At 74.0% G+C, this 16,402-nt stretch carries 12 protein-coding genes; all 12 read left to right on the plus strand.

Going from position 1 to position 16,402, the window contains the following annotated elements:
• Positions 1-155 precede the first annotated feature (155 nt).
• The 12 genes from ABZ877_RS34545 (at position 156) to ABZ877_RS34600 (ending at position 16,377) form a co-directional block, all read left to right on the plus strand.
• Positions 156-860, plus strand: a complete 705-nt coding sequence (locus tag ABZ877_RS34545; protein ID WP_361079604.1) for a response regulator transcription factor — start codon at positions 156-158, stop codon at positions 858-860.
• Between the two features lie 190 nt (positions 861-1,050).
• Positions 1,051-4,269, plus strand: a complete 3,219-nt coding sequence (locus tag ABZ877_RS34550) for a hypothetical protein (RefSeq protein WP_361079606.1) — start codon at positions 1,051-1,053, stop codon at positions 4,267-4,269.
• The gene (locus ABZ877_RS34555) at positions 4,266-4,970 is read left to right on the plus strand and encodes a DUF4255 domain-containing protein (RefSeq protein WP_361079608.1); all 705 of its coding nucleotides are present in this window, start codon (positions 4,266-4,268) and stop codon (positions 4,968-4,970) included. Before ABZ877_RS34550 ends, ABZ877_RS34555 begins: the two co-directional genes overlap by 4 nt.
• Positions 4,967-7,054, plus strand: a complete 2,088-nt coding sequence (locus ABZ877_RS34560) for an ATP-binding protein (RefSeq protein ID WP_361079610.1) — start codon at positions 4,967-4,969, stop codon at positions 7,052-7,054. Before ABZ877_RS34555 ends, ABZ877_RS34560 begins: the two co-directional genes overlap by 4 nt.
• A gap of 157 nt (positions 7,055-7,211) precedes the next feature.
• Entirely contained in the window at positions 7,212-8,780 is a 1,569-nt protein-coding gene (locus ABZ877_RS34565; protein ID WP_361079612.1) for a phage tail sheath subtilisin-like domain-containing protein, read from the plus strand.
• A 72-nt stretch (positions 8,781-8,852) separates the two neighbouring features.
• Positions 8,853-9,293, plus strand: a complete 441-nt coding sequence (locus ABZ877_RS34570) for a phage tail protein (protein WP_164560583.1) — start codon at positions 8,853-8,855, stop codon at positions 9,291-9,293.
• Positions 9,290-9,787: a hypothetical protein gene (locus ABZ877_RS34575; RefSeq protein ID WP_361079615.1), complete on the plus strand. Its 498-nt coding sequence runs from the start codon at positions 9,290-9,292 to the stop codon at positions 9,785-9,787. Before ABZ877_RS34570 ends, ABZ877_RS34575 begins: the two co-directional genes overlap by 4 nt.
• The gene (locus ABZ877_RS34580; protein ID WP_361079617.1) at positions 9,784-9,942 is read left to right on the plus strand and encodes a DUF6760 family protein; all 159 of its coding nucleotides are present in this window, start codon (positions 9,784-9,786) and stop codon (positions 9,940-9,942) included. The genes ABZ877_RS34575 and ABZ877_RS34580 overlap by 4 nt, the downstream gene beginning before the upstream one ends.
• Positions 9,943-12,697: 2,755 nt before the next feature.
• Complete coding sequence (locus ABZ877_RS34585; protein ID WP_361079619.1) at positions 12,698-13,273, plus strand: hypothetical protein; 576 nt, start codon at positions 12,698-12,700, stop codon at positions 13,271-13,273.
• Positions 13,274-13,356: 83 nt separating this feature from the next.
• Positions 13,357-13,782: a phage tail protein gene (locus ABZ877_RS34590; RefSeq protein ID WP_361079621.1), complete on the plus strand. Its 426-nt coding sequence runs from the start codon at positions 13,357-13,359 to the stop codon at positions 13,780-13,782.
• Positions 13,783-13,831: 49 nt separating this feature from the next.
• Complete coding sequence (locus ABZ877_RS34595) at positions 13,832-14,554, plus strand: LysM peptidoglycan-binding domain-containing protein (RefSeq protein ID WP_361079623.1); 723 nt, start codon at positions 13,832-13,834, stop codon at positions 14,552-14,554.
• Positions 14,551-16,377 (plus strand): VgrG-related protein, encoded by a 1,827-nt coding sequence (locus ABZ877_RS34600; protein ID WP_361079628.1) that lies wholly within the window; start codon positions 14,551-14,553, stop codon positions 16,375-16,377. The genes ABZ877_RS34595 and ABZ877_RS34600 overlap by 4 nt, the downstream gene beginning before the upstream one ends.
• Positions 16,378-16,402: the final 25 nt, after the last annotated feature.

Below are 16,402 nucleotides of genomic sequence, written 5' to 3' on the forward strand. Positions count from 1 at the left end.
CACGGGAACGCCCATGGTTGGCCCCCGCCGACGGCCCGGAGGGGCCGGGCGCCCCCGCCATCGCCAGCGCACCCGCCCCGTCACAGAGACCGGAACCCCACCCCGCCTCACGGCACACCCTCGCCCCCCGCGCAACAAGGAACAGGTAACTGACCATGACCTGCCCTCACGCAAACACCCCTGCCTCCGCCTCCCCCACGCGCCACGCCCGCTGGACGACGCCGACCGAGCAGCCCGAACGGGTGTCGGTCGCCGTGTACGCACCCGATCCCGTCCTGTACGTGGGTGTCGTGCAGCAGTTACGGCAGCGCCCCGAGATCGACCTCCTCGACGACGCCGACGCGGACGGCGCGCGGGTGTCGCTCGTGACCGTCGACACCGTGGACGACGAGACGACCGCGCTGCTGAACCGGCTGCGCCACAACCCCCACACCCGTACAGGGCTCGTGGTCGGCACCTTCGAGTCGGGCGACGCCCTGCAGCGCGCCATCGACTCCGGCGTCGCCGCGGTGCTGCGGCGCGTGGAGGCCGACCAGGACCGGCTGCTGCACCTGGTGCTCGCGATCGCCAACGGCGAGGGAATGCTGCCCGGCGACCTCCTCGCGAAGCTGCTCAGTCACGTCGGCAGCCTCCAGCGCTCCACGCTCGATCCGCGTGCCACCTCGCTGTCCACGCTGACCTCGCGCGAGGCGGAGATGCTGCGCCTGGTGTCGGAGGGCCTGGACACTTCGGAGATCGCCCGCAAGACCTCGTACTCCGAACGGACCGTCAAGAACGTGCTGCACGAGGTCATCACCCGCCTGGAACTGCGCAACCGGGCGCACGCCGTGGGGCACGCGCTGCGCAACGGCCTGATCTGACCTCGTCCACGGGGGCCGGGTGCCTCGTCCACGCGGGCCGGGTGCGGCCGGTCCGCTGCCCGAACGCGCACCCGCCGCTTCCCCCGGGTACGTCCGGCGGGACCTGCTGCGCCGGGGTCTTCGCGTCCCAGGATGGGCGTCGTACGTGCGGTCGCACGCGCGAAGGCGGTTTCGGACGGTGAGGTGGACCGTGGCAGACACGGAGGGGCCCGGGGGCCGCAGGCTCCGCACGGGGCGTATCGGCTCGGCGTTGCTGTTGCTGGTGCCCCTGTTCGCGGTGACCGCCGCCGCCGGGCCCGGCACGGTGGGCACCAGGGCGGTGGCGGCGGACGCGGGCGACACCCGGATCGCGTACGCCGGCACCCGGCACCGCAGCCTCGGCCGGGTGGCGACCACGACGTCGAGCACCCCGCTGTTCGGGGACGGGCCCGCCCACTTCGACACCCAGCCGGCCGCGCTCGGCGACCAGTTGGTGTTCGCCGGCCGTCGCGACGAGAAGAAGCCGCAGGTCTACCTGCGGGCCGCCGACGGGTCGGTGCGCAAGCTGACCAGCGGGCGGCACGCGGCGCATCCGCGGCTGACCCCGGACGGACAGGCTGTGGTGTTCGACTCGGCCGAGCCCGGCGGGCCCGGCGGCGGGATGCAGCGCGACCTGTGGCTCGTACGCACCGACGGTTCGGGGCTGACCCGGCTGACGGACACGCCCGCCGACGAGGAGTGCCCGACGGTGTCACCGGACGGGCAGCGGCTCGCGTACTCCGGTGACGCCGATCCCGCGGCCGGGCAGCAGATCTACGTACGGCCGCTGACGGGCGGGACGGCCCGGCGCGTCACCGACCCGGCGGACGGCACGGCGAGCGAACCCGTCTGGAACCCGGTGGACGACGCCGAGAACCGCGACGTCATCGCCTACACGGCGGCGGGGTCCGACGGGCCGCGGCTGCGCTGGGCGGCGGGCGGCGGGGGTGGCGGCGGTCCGCTGCTGTCCGGGGCGCAGGCCGGCTGGCGGACCCACGGGGCAGCGTGGTTGCCCGACGGGGATGGTCTGGTGTTCCTCAGCCCGGATGTCACCTGCGAGTGCGAGGGGGACTGGGACCACGTCTTCCGTACGACGGCGCACTCCGACGCGACGCCTTCGCTGGTGCTCAGCGAGGACCGCGAGATCGGGACGGTCACCTGGCTCGGTCCTGTGGAGGGCGGTGGGGCGGTCGTGGACCGCACGTCCGCCGCGGGACCGCACGTGGTCACCCTCCAGGACATCCGCTCCGACGGTTCCGACCCGCGCGACCTCGGCCTGACGATCCTGAAGGAGGACCCGGCGGCGGACACCAACACCGACCCGGCGAAGGATCCGCTGTTCGGGCCCGCCGCCGGTTACGACCCGTGGACGGAGCGGCAGAACTACACGCCGGACGGCCGCCGCATCGTGGTGACCCGGTTCGAGGACACCGACGCCGGGCGGATCGAGCGGATCTGGCTGGCCGACGCCGACGGGACGAATGCGCGGGACCTGCCGCTCGCGGGGCGCGGCGCCAAGGACTGGGACACCGATCCGACGTTCTCGCCCGACGGCAGGTTTCTCGCTTTCACCCGGACTTCTCCCGGCGGGGTGGGTGACGCGGCGGGACCCAGCCGGGTCCTCATCGCTAACGCCGCGACCGGGGCGCTCCGGGGTGAGATCACTCCGCCCGCCGGTGAGACCACCGGCGGCGACGCCCAGCCGACCTGGTCGTCCGACGGCACCACCCTCGCCTTCACCCGCAGGGAGACGATCGGCGGGAACGGCGGCAACAAGCACATCTGGACCGTGCCCGTCGACCGCCTCGACCGCCAGCGCGACCTGAGCGCCACGGACTGCCCGGGCGCCTGCGACGTCATCGACGACAGCCCGGCGTTCTCACCGGACGGACGGACGATCGCCTTCAACCGGAAGAACGGCGGCGGCCGCGTCGACGAGCACAACGGCATCCTGCTCACCTCACTCAGCGGGGACGACTGCCGGGTCCTGCTGCCCGCCGCCGCGCGCGACCTGCCCGGAGCGTGCGGCCGTGAACTCCCCGACACGACGGCCACCGGCCCGTTCCAGCCGCGCGACGCCGCGTGGGCCGCCGACGGCCGGAGCCTCATCGTGAGCTCCCGTGCCGAGGTGGCCGCGAACAGCCCGGAGAAGCTGCACCAGGTGGACGTCGGCTCGGGCGCGATGACGCCGCTCACCGACGATCTGCCCGGGCGGCAGAAGGAACCGAGCGTGCAGCAGTCCGTGGACCTCGCGGTCCAGGCGCCCGACACCTCCGGGAGGGTCGTCGTCGGCCGCACCGGCACCGTCCAGGTCGACGTCGTCAACCACGGGCCCGCCGCCTCCCCCGGCACCCGGCTGACCGTGGCCCCGCCCCTGGGCGTCACGGTCACCGGTCTCACCGCGCCCGGCGCCACCTGCGACGCCGCCGCACTCACCTGCGACCTGGGCGTGGTGCCGCCCGGCGGCACCGTCCCGGTGACGGTCACCCTCACCGGGGTCACGCCGGGCAATCAGCCGGTCGACTTCTCGGTCACCGGCTCCGTCATCGACCCGAACCCCGGGGACAACACCGACCGGACCCTGGTGCCGGTGAGCGAGGCGCCCGCCCCGCCCGACCCGACTCCGAGCCCCACGCCGCCCGATCCGACGCCGACTCCGGCCCCGCCCACGACGAAGCCGCCGACCAACCCACCCGCGTCATCCCCCGCGCCCCCACCACCCGCCGCCCAGCCACCGGCCCCCGAGGCAGGACCCGGCGTACGCGTCACGGCCCAGCCGAACCCGGGTTACGTGGGCGGCCGCGTCGTCGTCACGTACACCGTGCGCAACGGCCGCAACGCGCTGGCCACCGGCCTGCGGCTGCGCCTCGGGCTGCCCGTCGGCATTCCGAACAACGGGCCTCCCCCGGGTTGTGACGATGACCTGCTGTGCGCGCTTCCCGATCTCGAACCGGGCGCGCGGGCCACGCTCACGGTCGTGCTGAGCCCGAAGAGGGCGCTCACCACGCAGGTCACGGGCGCGCTGACGACCAGTGGCACGGACGCCGACCTGCGTGACAACTCCGCCCGGCAGCGCCTGCGGATCCTCCAGCCGAAGATCGTCGCCGTCCCGCCGATCGGCAGGCCCGGCTTCGTGACCTCGGTGCGCGGCAAGGACTTCCCGCCGGGCGTTCCCGTCCGGTTCCGCTGGAAGCCGGGCATCACCGCCGCCGCGGCCCCGACGGTGCCGAAGGCGGACGGCACGTTCATCGGGCAGCTCCTTATCCTCGCCAAGGACCAGACGGGCCCGCGGACGATCACCGCACGCGGCCCCGGATTCTCGCCGGTGAAGACCGACTTCCTGGTCGTCAACGGCAGTGTGCAGCCGCCGGACGAGGTGACCCGCCGGTGATCCACGAGGTCGACGAGGCGCTGCGCGGGCTCCTCGACGGGTCCGGGCTCGCGGCGTCGGGCGTCGAGGTGGTCTTCGACGCCCCGACCCGCGACTGGGCGGCCCGGCGCAGCGCGCCCACCGTCTGCGTGTTCCTGTACGACATCCGCGAGGACAACACGCGGCGCGGCAGCAGCGGCGGGGAGATCTACGACGACGAGGGCTTCGTCGTCGCGCGGCGCGCCCCGGCCCGCTGGTTCGAGCTGACGTATCTGGTGACGGCGTGGGCAAGCCGCCCGCAGGACGAGCACCGGCTGCTCTCGCAGGTGCTCGCCCGTCTCGTCTCCACCGACACGCTCGGCCCCGAGCTGCTGACCGGTTCGCTCGCCGAACTCGGTTTGATCGTCGGCCTGGACGCGGGCGGCACCGGCCTCGACGCACCGGCCGCGTCCGACGTGTGGTCGGCGCTGGGCGGGGAGCTCAAGCCGTCGCTGGGAGTACGGGTGCGCGCGCCGCTGGCCGGGGTCGTCCGGGCCGTGGGCCCGCCGGTCACCGACGGGCTCGTGGTCCGCTCCGTGCCGCACGCCGCCCCGGACACCGCCGACGCTTCACGCCGCCTGCGCTACACCGAGATCGACGACCCGGGCGGGGAGGGCTTCGGCGGGTCCCGGGAGCGCCGTCCGCAGCCCGCCCGCCGCCGACGAGGAGACCGCCAGCCGTGACGTACACCGCCGAATCGGCCGCCCCGGCCGACACCGACCGCACGCCGTTCCTGTGGCGGCGGTTGCGGAAGGTGGAGGAGCGGGTGCGGCAGGCCGTCGCGGCGCGCCGTGCGGGCGACCCCGACCCGGACGACCCGTACCGGGGGCAGTACCTCACACCGGACGCGGTGGCCCGCATCCTCGACGAGCCGGTGGTCCCCGGGCTGCCCGCACCGCCCCCGGACGAGTCGCCACCCGGCTCCGTACTCGGCCGTCTCGTACGGGACTTCGGGCTCGCCCCGCTGGACGTGGACCTGCTCCTGGTCGCCCTGGCCCCGGACGTGGACGCCCGCTTCGAGCGGCTCTACGGATACCTCAACGACGATCTGACGCGCCGCCGGCCGACGGTCGGGCTCGCGCTCGAACTGTGCGGACACTCCGGTCTGTCGGGCGCCCGGTTCCGGCTGGCGCCCGGCGCGCCGCTCCTCGCGGGCGGCCTGATGGAGGTCACCGAGCCCCAACGCCCGCCGCTGTCCCGGTTGCTGGTGGTGCCCGACCGCGTCACCGGACACCTGCTGGGCGATCCGGGCCCCGACGCGCGCCTCCTACCGGTGCTCGGCGAGGACACGGTCGACCCTGCCGTGGATGCCGTACAGGTCCGGCAGGCCGCGGCGGCAGCCGTGAGCGGCACCGGGCACGTGCACCTGCGGGCCCGTGGCGGTGCCCCCGAGGGCCTTGCCGGTGCCGCCCTGCGCGCGGCGGGCCGCCGGCCGCTGGTCCTGGACGCGGCAGCGCTCGCCCGGCGCCCCGGCGACCTGCCCGAACTGGCCGCGACGGCCGCCCGGGAGGCCCGCCTGACCGGCGCCGGTGTCGTCCTCGGCCCGCTGGAGGCCCTGCCCGACCAGCCGTCCGAACGCGCGCATGCCCTGCGTACGTGGTGCGCGGCCCTGTCCGGCGTCCCGTTGTTCACCTACGGGGGCCAGGGCTGGGACCCCGACTGGGCGGCCCGTACCCCGGTGACCCTGACCGTGACCGGCGCCTCCCCCGGCCAGCAGGCCACCCGCTGGCGGTACGCGCTCGAAGCCGCCTCCGAGGAGAGCGCGCCGGAGGCGGACGTGGAGGCGCTCGCCCGGGCGGTGGCCGCACACCGGCTCGACTCCGGGCAGCTGCGGCGCGCGGCGCAGGCCGCGGTGCGCGCGGCGGCACTGGCGGGCAGGGCCGTGAGCAGCGGCGATCTGCGTGCCGCCGTGCGCGCCCAGAACAGCGCGGGCCTGGCCCGCCTGGCCCGCCGGGTGGAGCCGGCGGTCGGCTGGGACGACCTCGTGCTCCCGCCCCCCACCCGGCGCGGACTGCGTGAACTGGCGCTGCGCGCCCGCCACCGCGACCAGGTGCTCGGCCAGTGGGGCATGCGGCCGGGCGGCGGCCGGGGACACGGGGTGATCGCCCTGTTCGCCGGGGAGTCGGGCACCGGCAAGACGATGTCCGCGGAGGTCGTCGCCGCCGATCTGGGCATGGACCTGTACGTGGTGGACTTGTCCACCGTCGTCGACAAGTACATCGGGGAGACCGAGAAGAACCTGGAACGGATCTTCACGGAGGCGTCCGCCGTCAACGCGGTCCTGCTGTTCGACGAGGCCGACGCGATCTTCGGCAAGCGCTCCGAGGTGAAGGACGCGCGCGACAAGCACGCCAACATCGAGTCGGCGTACCTGCTCCAGCGCATGGAGTCCTTCGACGGCATCGCCATCCTCACGACCAACCTGCGGGCCAACCTGGACGAGGCGTTCACCCGGCGCCTCGACGTCGTGGCGGACTTCCCGCTGCCCGACCAGACCCAGCGCCTGGCCCTGTGGGAACGGTGCCTGGGCGAGCGGCTGCCGCGCGCGGACGATCTCGATCTCGCGTTCTGCGCCGACCGGTTCGAGCTGGCGGGCGGCTCCATCCGCTCGTGCGCGGTCACCGCCGCGTACCTGGCGGCCGAGTCCGGTACGCCCCTGACGATGGCCCAGGTGGTGACGGCGGTCGCGCAGGAGTACCGCAAGCTCGGCCGACTGGTCCTTGAGAGCGAGTTCGGACCCCATCTGGCGCAGGTCACGGGCGTCTGACCCTGCACGCGCGGGTCCGGCGGGCCGCCCTCGCGGGCAGGGCGATTGCCCCCGGGCAGGGCCCGGCGTCCTCTCCCACCGGCGGCGAGCGGCGACAAGGCTGGATCCGACCCGGACCGCAGGACCGTGTGGACCGCAGGACCGTGAAGGAGCGAGCATGCCGACGTACCTCACCCCAGGTGTCTACATGGAGGAGGTGCAGTCCGGTGCTCGCCCCATCGAGGGGGTCGGCACCGCCGTCGCCGCGTTCGTCGGCTTCGCCGAGGACGGCCCGTTCCACACGCCGACCCTGGTGACCAGCTGGGACCAGTACACGCGCCACTTCGGCGGGTTCACCCAGGGCGCATATCTGCCCCACTCCGTGTACGGCTACTTCGCGAACGGCGGCGGCGCCGCGTACATCGTGCGCATCGGCGGCTCCTCCGAGGACACCTCCGCGCCGGCGGTGAACGGCTCGTCCGCGGGGCAGGGCGGCGCCCTCGCGCCCCCGGTCGAACTGGGCGGCTTCCTCGTCGCGGCGCGGCCCGGCGTGAGCGGGGTGTCGGTGGAGATCGCCGAGCCCGAGGGCGAGAACCCGCCCGAGGACCGCTTCCGGGTCCTGGTGCGCCAGGGCGACCAGGTGGCCGAGACGTACGACGCGTCCACGCGCAAGAACGTCAAGGGCTATCTGCCCAACCAGGCGCGCGCCTCGAAGCTGATCGAGGTCACCGAACAGCGCGGCGCGACCCAGACGAAGCCCGCCGCGCAGACGGTCGCCGTCCCGGACGCCGCGCCCGCTCCCGCACCCGCCTCGTCCGCGAACGGCGAAGTGGCGCGGCTCGACCCGGCGGAGTACGTCGGTGACGCGGGGGCCCGCACCGGTTTCGCAGGGCTTGAGACGATCGACGAGATCACGATGGTCGCCGTGCCCGACCTGATGAGCGCCTTCGAGCGCGGTGACATCGACGACGAGGGCGTGCGCACCGTGCAGCTCGCCGTCATCTCGCACTGCGAGCAAATGGGCGACCGCGTCGCCGTCCTCGACACCCCGCCCGGACTGTCCGCGCAGGCGGTCCGCGCCTGGCGCAACGACGAGGCGGGGTACGACTCCCGCTACGCCACCCTCTACTACCCGTGGGTGCGCGTCTTCGACCCTGCGGCCGGCCGCAACACCACCGTCCCGCCGAGCGGTCACATCGCCGGTGTGTGGGCCCGCAGCGACGCCGAGCGCGGCGTGCACAAGGCCCCGGCCAACGAGGTGATCCGCGGCGCCGTCGACCTGGAACTGCGGCTCAGCAAGGGCGAGCAGGACCTGCTGAACCCGATCGGGGTGAACTGCGTCCGGGCGTTCCCCGGCCGAGGCATCCGGATCTGGGGCGCGCGCACCCTCTCCTCGGACCCGGCCTGGCGCTACCTGAACGTGCGGCGCCTGTTCAACTACCTCGAGGAGTCCATCCTCCTGGGCACCCAGTGGGTGGTGTTCGAGCCGAACGACGACCGCCTGTGGTCGAGCATCCGGCGCAACGTCAGTGCCTTCCTCACCGAGGAGTGGCGGCGCGGCGCGCTGTTCGGGCAGACCGCCGCGGAGGCCTTCTACGTGAAGTGCGACCGCGACAACAACCCGCAGGAGTCCATCGACCAGGGCCGCGTGGTCTGTGAGATCGGCGTCTCGCCGGTCAAGCCCGCCGAGTTCGTGGTGTTCCGCCTTGCCCAGTTCTCCGACAGCACCAGCCTCGTCGACGAGTGACACCGGCCCCGGTCGGGCCGTCCACTTCCCCACAGTAGAAGACCTGCGGCAAATGAAAGGTGACAGACAGTCATGGCAGAGGGCGATGCTCTTTCCACCCATATCTTCGGCGTACAGCTCGGTGGCTACCTGGTCGAGTCGATCCAGGAGATCAGCGGTCTGACCGTCGAGGAGGAGGTCGTCGAGGTCCGCCAGGTCAGCGCGGAGGGCAAGCAGATCATCCGCAAGCAGCCGGGCGCCCGGCAGGCCGGCGAGATCACGATCACCCGGGGACTCGACCAGAGCAGCGAGTTCACCAAGTGGATCAAGGAGACGCTCAACAACGGCGCCGTCGACACGGCACGCCAGAACCTCACCATCGAGATCAAGGACTCCACCGGCGAGACCGTTCGCCGCATCCAGCTGATGCAGGGCTGGGCGTCGAAGTGGGAGGGCCCCTCGCTGAAGGCGGGCGAGTCCTCGGCCGCCACGGAGTCCGTCACCATCGTGTTCGAGGAGATCGTCGTCGAATGAGGCGCCGCACGGTGACAGCGGGCAACCTGGACGAGATCCTCCAGGCCACGGCACCCGCGACGGACGCGGCAGCGGCGTCCCCTCCACCCCCCGCCGCCGCTCCCCCGGCCGGACAGGACCACGGGCTGCGCACCGAGTTCGAGTTCGAGCTGCCGCGCGGATACGTCGACGAGTCGGGCACCGTGCACCGGCACGGCGCCATGCGCCTGGCCACGGCCCGCGACGAGCTGCGGCCCCAGATCGACCTGCGGGTCAAGGAGAACCCGGCGTACCTGAGCGTCGTGCTGCTCAGCCAGGTGATCACCCGGATCGGCACGGTCACCGATGTGCACGCCGGGGTCGTGGAGCGGATGTACGCGACCGACGTGGCGTTCCTCCAGGACTTCTATCGGCGCGTCAACAGCGAGGGGCACACCCGGGCCGCCGTGACCTGCCCGCACTGCGAGGGCGCCTTCGAGGTCGACCTCTCGGGTGGGCGCCTGGGGGAATCGTGACGTACGCCCTCCCCCGGCTCCGGGAGGAGATCGCGTACATCGCCTACCACTTCCACTGGCCCCGCGAAGAGATCCTCGATCTGACCCATGGCGAGCGCGGGCAGTGGGTCTCCGAGATCGCCCGGATCAACACCCGCGTGAATGAAGGCGGTTGAGCGCATGGCATGGCGGGACAGAGCGCGGCGCCGTATGCGGCGACCCGAGGTGGCGCGCCCTTCGGCCCCGGGGGTGACACCGGGCCCCGGGGTGGGGGCCTCCACCGATGCGGGCGGGGCGGGTTCCGGCGTGGAGGGGACGGGTTCCGGCGTGGTCGGGGCGGGTCCCGGTGTACCGGACGGCTGGGACGGTGGGTGGCGGCAGGTCTCCGCTCCCCGGCTCACCGTCTCGCGCTCTCCGCTGGCCGTCAGCGACGGGCTGGTCTTCCGCGCGGGTCTCGCGGCGTGGCGCGACCCGTCGTTCGACACCGGCCTCGCCCACGGTGTGCTGCCCTCGGCCCCCACGGGTCTCGTCTCCGGTGTCGCGCACCCCGTCACGGGCACGGCCAGGGCCGTGCGGAGCGAGGGCGGTCCCTTGCTGCTGCGGGCACTGGCACCGGCACCGGTCGCCGAGGAGGATGACTCCGCGCCTTCCGGACCCCGCAGAGGTGCGGGCGACACCCGGAGTACCGCGTTCGACCGCCCGGCAGGACCGCGGGGCCGGGCGCACACGGAGCTTCAGCAGGTCCAGCGCCGGGTGCGGGCCGGTGGGCGCGGTACTGAGCGCTCCGCCGAGTCCACCTTTGAGCGCGGCACCGGTGGTACCGGCAACACCGGGCGGACGGCAGCGCGGGCTTCGGACGGCGGGGCGGGGCGTCGTGACGCGGCGTCGGTCCAGCGCCGTACGCCGGACGGTGGGTCACCGGACCCCGGGACGCCCACCGCCGATGCGACCGGCCGCACGTCTCCCGACTCCGCGGTCACCGGATCCCGGCCGGGGCGTCCAGGAGAGTTGTCGCGCCTTCGACCCTCGGCACGAGGGCAGGGCGGGCAGGGCAGACAGGGTGGCACTACGGGGCAGCGCGACGACTCGGGGCGGCGTGACGTTCTGGCACCCGCGCCGGGCAACGCACCGCCGACTCCCGCGCCCGCCAAGGCGCCGGTGCAGCGCGCCCTCGTGGACGGGGAGTCTCCTGCGGTGCTGGGCGGTCCCGTTCCGTCCGTGCGGCAGGCGGACACGCCGGGCGCCGGCCGGCCCGTGCCGACGACGGCTCCCCGTTTTCCCTTGGTGCGCCGGATCGCGGTGGTGCCGGGGAGTACCTCCGGCGCCGATCCGGTACGGACGGCCGACATGTCCGGGGGGCCCGCGTCCCAATCTCCTCGTACGGACGTGGGGAGTGCCCGGGCCCGTACGGACGCCGGGAACGGCGCGCGACCGAACACCACGGCGGGCGTGAGCAACCCACCGGGCGCGCGGACGGCGACATATGGGCGGCCCGGAGCCGGTGCGTCCCCTGCCTCTCGGACGGATGCCGGAACGGGCGCCGTTCCGCAAGCCGGAACAGCTCACGGCCCGCGTGCCGGTGCGGGCCGCTCCGGCACGCGGGACCAAGTCGCTCCCGCACCCCTCGTCCGCCCGCGCCCCGCAGGGCGGTCGCTGATCGTGTCGCGCAGCGCGACGGGTCCGGCGCGCCGCATCGCCGCCCTCGCCCCGGCCCCCACCGCCCGGCCTTCGGACGGGGGCCCCGTTCCAGGCGCGGCGGCCACCGAACCACACGACCGGCCTGCGGAACGCTCCCCGCAGACCGGGCCCGCTCCCACCCCGGGCCGCCCACCCCTGGGCGCCCCGCTATCGCAAATGCCTGCCACAGCAGTGCAGTTGAGTCCGAGCAGCGGCGCGCATACGGCGTCCGAGACGGTCCGTCCGCCCGCCCTGCCCATCGTGCAGAGCCGAGCGGACAGCTCTTCCGAACAGCCTTCGGCCACGCCCCGCTCCGCACCCGGCGGGGCGGCACCCGCCTCGGCGGACGGCCCTGCCCGGCCACCCGCCCGTACGGGCCTCGGCGCTCCCCTGTCCGCGCTGCCCGCCAGTGCCGAGCCCGCCGGCCGCGGCGCGCCCGCCCGGCCTTCCCGTGCCTCCGTGCGGCCCGCCCCGGCACAGCCGGGCGGCCCTACGCGGGCGCCCCAGGCACCCTTGCTGGGCGGGTTCCCGGCCGCAGACGCGGCGGCACCGGCATCGTCACCGCCCGCGAACCGGACCGCGCCCCCGACGCCGCTAGTCAACCCGTCCGGCCACAGCCGGACGGACGGACCCAGGGCCACGAATGCCGCAGGGGGGCCGGAGGCGATGGGGTTACCGGGCACCGTAGTTCAGCGCAGCGCCTCCGGCCGGGCCACGCCCGCGCGGGGCGCCTCGGCGACACCGCCCAGCGCGGGCGCCTCCGTGCACCATCCTGAGGGTGCCGCCAAGCACTCCCCCGCCGGAGCCCCTGCGGGAACGACCGCCCCGGGCGCGCGGGTCTCCGGGCAGTCCGGCACAACGCCGCCCCCGCGTCCCGGTGGCGCCCGGCAACGTGACACGGGCCCCGGCAGCCCCGCCCCCCTGGTCGTCGCGCGCGCCGTCGGCGGTTCCGCGTACTCCGGCTCCGCGGCGTCCGCGGTCCGGCCGACCGTGCGGCTCCTCTCCGCACGCCCGCTGAGCGTCAGCACGCAGACCGTGACCGGCCCCGCGCTACCCGCGCCTCGGCCCGCCGGACGTCCCGTCGTCGCGGCGCGCTGGCCCCAGGCCGGACGGTCGGCGCGAGACGGCGGTGACGCACCGGCCTCCACGCCCCGGCCCCCCACCGGTGGCGCGCCGCACGTCCGACCCCCCGCCGGCGGCACTCCACACATCCAACGCGCCGCCAGCGACCCGGCACCCGGACCCACGTCCCCAGTGACCCGCGCCGTCCACACCGCCCCGGCCGCCGTGCACGTCGTCCGCCCCGCCCCCGCCGCGCCGACGCTCCAGACCTCCCCGCACACCTCCGTACCGGCCCGACCGCTGCCCGTATCCGCGCCGCAAGGCCAACTGCCGCCCGTGCAACCGACGTTCGCGGCGACTCCGGGCCACCCCGCTCGGCAGGAGCCGGACCGGACCGCACCCGTGGTCCGCCCCTCGACACGCGTCGTCCAGCGGGACAGCGGCGCCCCGGCGAGCGGCGGCAGCCCTCCCCCGACCCCCTCGATGTCCACGGCGGGGACGCAAACCACGAACTCGACATCGACCCCGACCACGACCTCGTCCACCGGCACCGGCACCGGCACCGGCACCGGCAGCAGCACCGGTACCGGCACGGGCACGTCGGCGAAGCGGACCACGGCCTCCGCCGGTACGCAGACGTCCCCCGCTCCCGGCCTCGACCTGGACGACTTGGCCCGGCGCCTGATCGATCCAGTCTCCCGGCTGCTGCGCACCGAATTACGACGCGGCCGGGAACGGACGGGCCACCCCACCGACCGCCGCCGCTGAACCCGCCGCCACGCCCCGCACGGGTTCGTAGCGGGGCGGCACCAGAGACGAGAACGCACGAGGAACGGACGACGGACGGACGCATGGCTGACAACATCTTCGCGACGAGCGTCTTCTTCCGGCTCGCCATCGGCGGCAACGACCTGGGCGCCTTCCACACCTGCTCCGGCATGGGCGCCGAGGTCGAGATGGAGAGCTATGCGGAGGGCGGCAACAACGGCTTCACCTGGCAGTTGCCCGGCCGCGTCACCTGGTCGAACATCACGCTCACCCGGCCCGTCACCCAGGACACGGCGAAGATCGCCGGCTGGCTCGACAAGACGCTGCGCCGGGTCGAGCCGAAGGACGGCGAGATCGTCGCCCTGCGGCCCGACCTGAGCCGCATCATCAGCTGGCAGGTCTACGGCATCGTCCCCGTCCGCTGGCAGGGTCCCTCGTTCGACCCGGCCAACTCGGCGCCTGCGGTCGAGACCCTGGAGATCGCCCACGAGGGTCTGTCCCCCTCCTGACCCGCCCTGCGACGGATGCCGCAGAACCCCCTGAAAGGAACCGCACGCCATGTCCCCAGCGGGCCGCGCCAGCCGCGCCAGGGCCCAGCTCACCCTGAAGGAGCCGCCGGCCTCCGTCGGTTCCCGGCCGGGCGCCACGATCGCTCGGCTCGACCTGCAGTTCAACCCGTCGACGCTGTCGCTGAGCAAGTCCACCGAGTGGCGGCGCACACCGTCCCGGATGGCGGGCGAGTCGGCGCTGCCCGAGTTCGTCGGCAGCGGGCCGCGCACGCTGAGCCTCGACGTGTTCATGGACGCCACCGCCAAGCACGACAACTCGGTGGAGCAGGCGGTGGAGAAGCTGATGAAGGCGTGCGTGCCGACCCCGGCGAGCCTGAGCCGCAAGAAGCCGGCCAGCCCCTGGGTGCGGTTCGAGTGGGGCACGGCGCGCACCACGTCGTTCGACGGGGTCATGTCCAGCCTCTCGGTGTCGTACACGCTGTTCGACGTGGACGGGAAGCCGCTGCGTGCCACCTGCTCGCTGTCCATCGAGGAGGCGAGCGTCGATCCGCCGGGCCAGAACCCGACGTCGGGCGCGCGCACCGCGCGCAGCACGCACACGGTCGTGGCGGGCGACAGCCTCGCCCTCCTGGCCTGGCGCGAGTACGGGGACGCCACCGCCTGGCGGGCCATCGCGGAGGCCAATGAGATCGACGACCCCATGGCGCTCGTCCCCGGTACCGAACTGGTGGTGCCGGGCGTGCGCGACGCGTGGGACGAGGAGGGTTCGTGACGACATCCGAGGCGCGTGACGGGCGGTCGTTCGCGGCCGATCCCGTCGTCGAGGCACCGGCTGAACTGCCGCCTACGTGGGCCGCGCAGCTGGTGAGTTGTGTGGTGGACGAGAACGTGGGCCTGCCGGACATGGCGGTGCTCACCTTCAGGGACCCCGACCACGAGTTCCTCGGCAAGACCGGGATCACCATCGGCACCGCGCTGCGGGTCTCGGTGGTGACCGTGAAGGGGCGGGCGCGCGAGCGGCTGTTCAACGGCGAGGTGACGGCCCTCGAACTGGACCGGGACAGCACCGGCACGTTCACCGTCGTCCGGGCGTACTCCAAGACGCACCGTCTGCAGCGGGGCCGGAAGGTGGTGGCGTACCGCAACATGACGACCGCCGCGATCGTGCGCAAGGTGGCGACGGCGGCGGGGCTCGCCGTCGGGAAGGTGGAGGCGCCGGCCGTCACGCACCGGCAGCTCTCCCAGGCCAACGTCTCCGACTGGGAGTTCTTGCAGTACCTGGCCGGGGAGAGCGGGGCGCTGGTGCGGGTGGACGACAAGGGCGTGTTGCAGTTCACGCGGCCGGTGAAGGCGTCCGGGGCGCCCGCGCCGTCGACGTCGGCGACCACCAATCCGATGGTCCTGGAGTACGGGCGCAACCTGCTGGCGTTGCGCGCCGCCCTGACGACGGCGGACGCGGCGTCGAAGGTGCAGGTGCGCGGCTGGGACGTCACCACGAAGCGGCCCCTGGTCGCGGAGCAGGCGTCGATGGTGAGCGGCACGGTGGTGCCGGGACTGAGCCCGACGGCCGTGAACCGGTTCGGCAAGGCCACGCAGCTCACCGTCACCGACACGCCGTACCGCACCCAGGCGGAGGCGACGGCGGTGGCCCGGGCCACCGCCGAGCAAGTGGCGGCCGGGTTCGGCGAACTGGAGGCCGTCGTGGAGGGCAATCCGATGCTGCGCGCCGGCAAGCCGGTCGCGCTCGGCAACGTCGGCAAGGAGTTCTCCGGGCGCTACACGGTGACGGCGGTCCAGCACGTCCTCGAACCGCACGGCGGCTACCGGACCACCGTATGGGTGAGCACGAGCCCGGACCGCTCGCTGACCGGGCTCGTCACCGGTGCCGGAGCGCCCGGCCGCGGCCCGCGCGTCCCGGGTCTGGCGATCGGCGTGGTGACGGACGTGCGCGAGGAGCCGCGCGGCTCGGACCGCGGCGCGGTGCGCCTCAAGTTTCCCTGGCTGGATGACACGTACGTCTCCGACTGGGTGCGTACGGTGCAGTGGGGCGGCAAGGGCGGCGGGGGCGTGGTCAGTCCCGAGGTCAACGACGAGGTGCTCGTCGGGTTCGAACAGGGGCTGCTCGACAGTCCGTACGTCATCGGCGGGCTCTACAACGGCGTGGACAAGCCCTCGCCGCACGACGTGCCACTCGTCGACAAGACGAGCGGGAAGGTCAACCGCCGTTCCATCGTGTCGCGTTCGGGGCACCGGGTGGAGCTCCTGGACGCGCCCGCGCCGGGCCCCTCGGGGCTGCGTCTGCTGACCGGCGACAAACGCCTGGAAGTACGCCTCGACGACCGCAAGGACCGGATCGAGGTGACCGTGTACCGGGGTGCCAAGCAGGTCGCGAGCTCGCTCGTCATGGACAAGGACGGCATCACGCTCGACGCGGGGAGGGGCGAGGTGAACATCAAGGGGAGGCGGGTGAACGTCGACGGGCAGTCCTCGGTGAACGTCACCGGCCGCAAGGTCGGGATCACCGGACGGACGGAGGCCTCCGTCGACGGCGGGCTCCTCGGCATCCTCAAGGCGCGCCTCGTCAAGATCAATTGATCCCCGGCCCGGCTCTGGCTTCGCA

It is taken from the genome of Streptomyces sp. NPDC046939, from assembly GCF_040644575.1.
Lineage (GTDB): Bacteria > Actinomycetota > Actinomycetes > Streptomycetales > Streptomycetaceae > Streptomyces.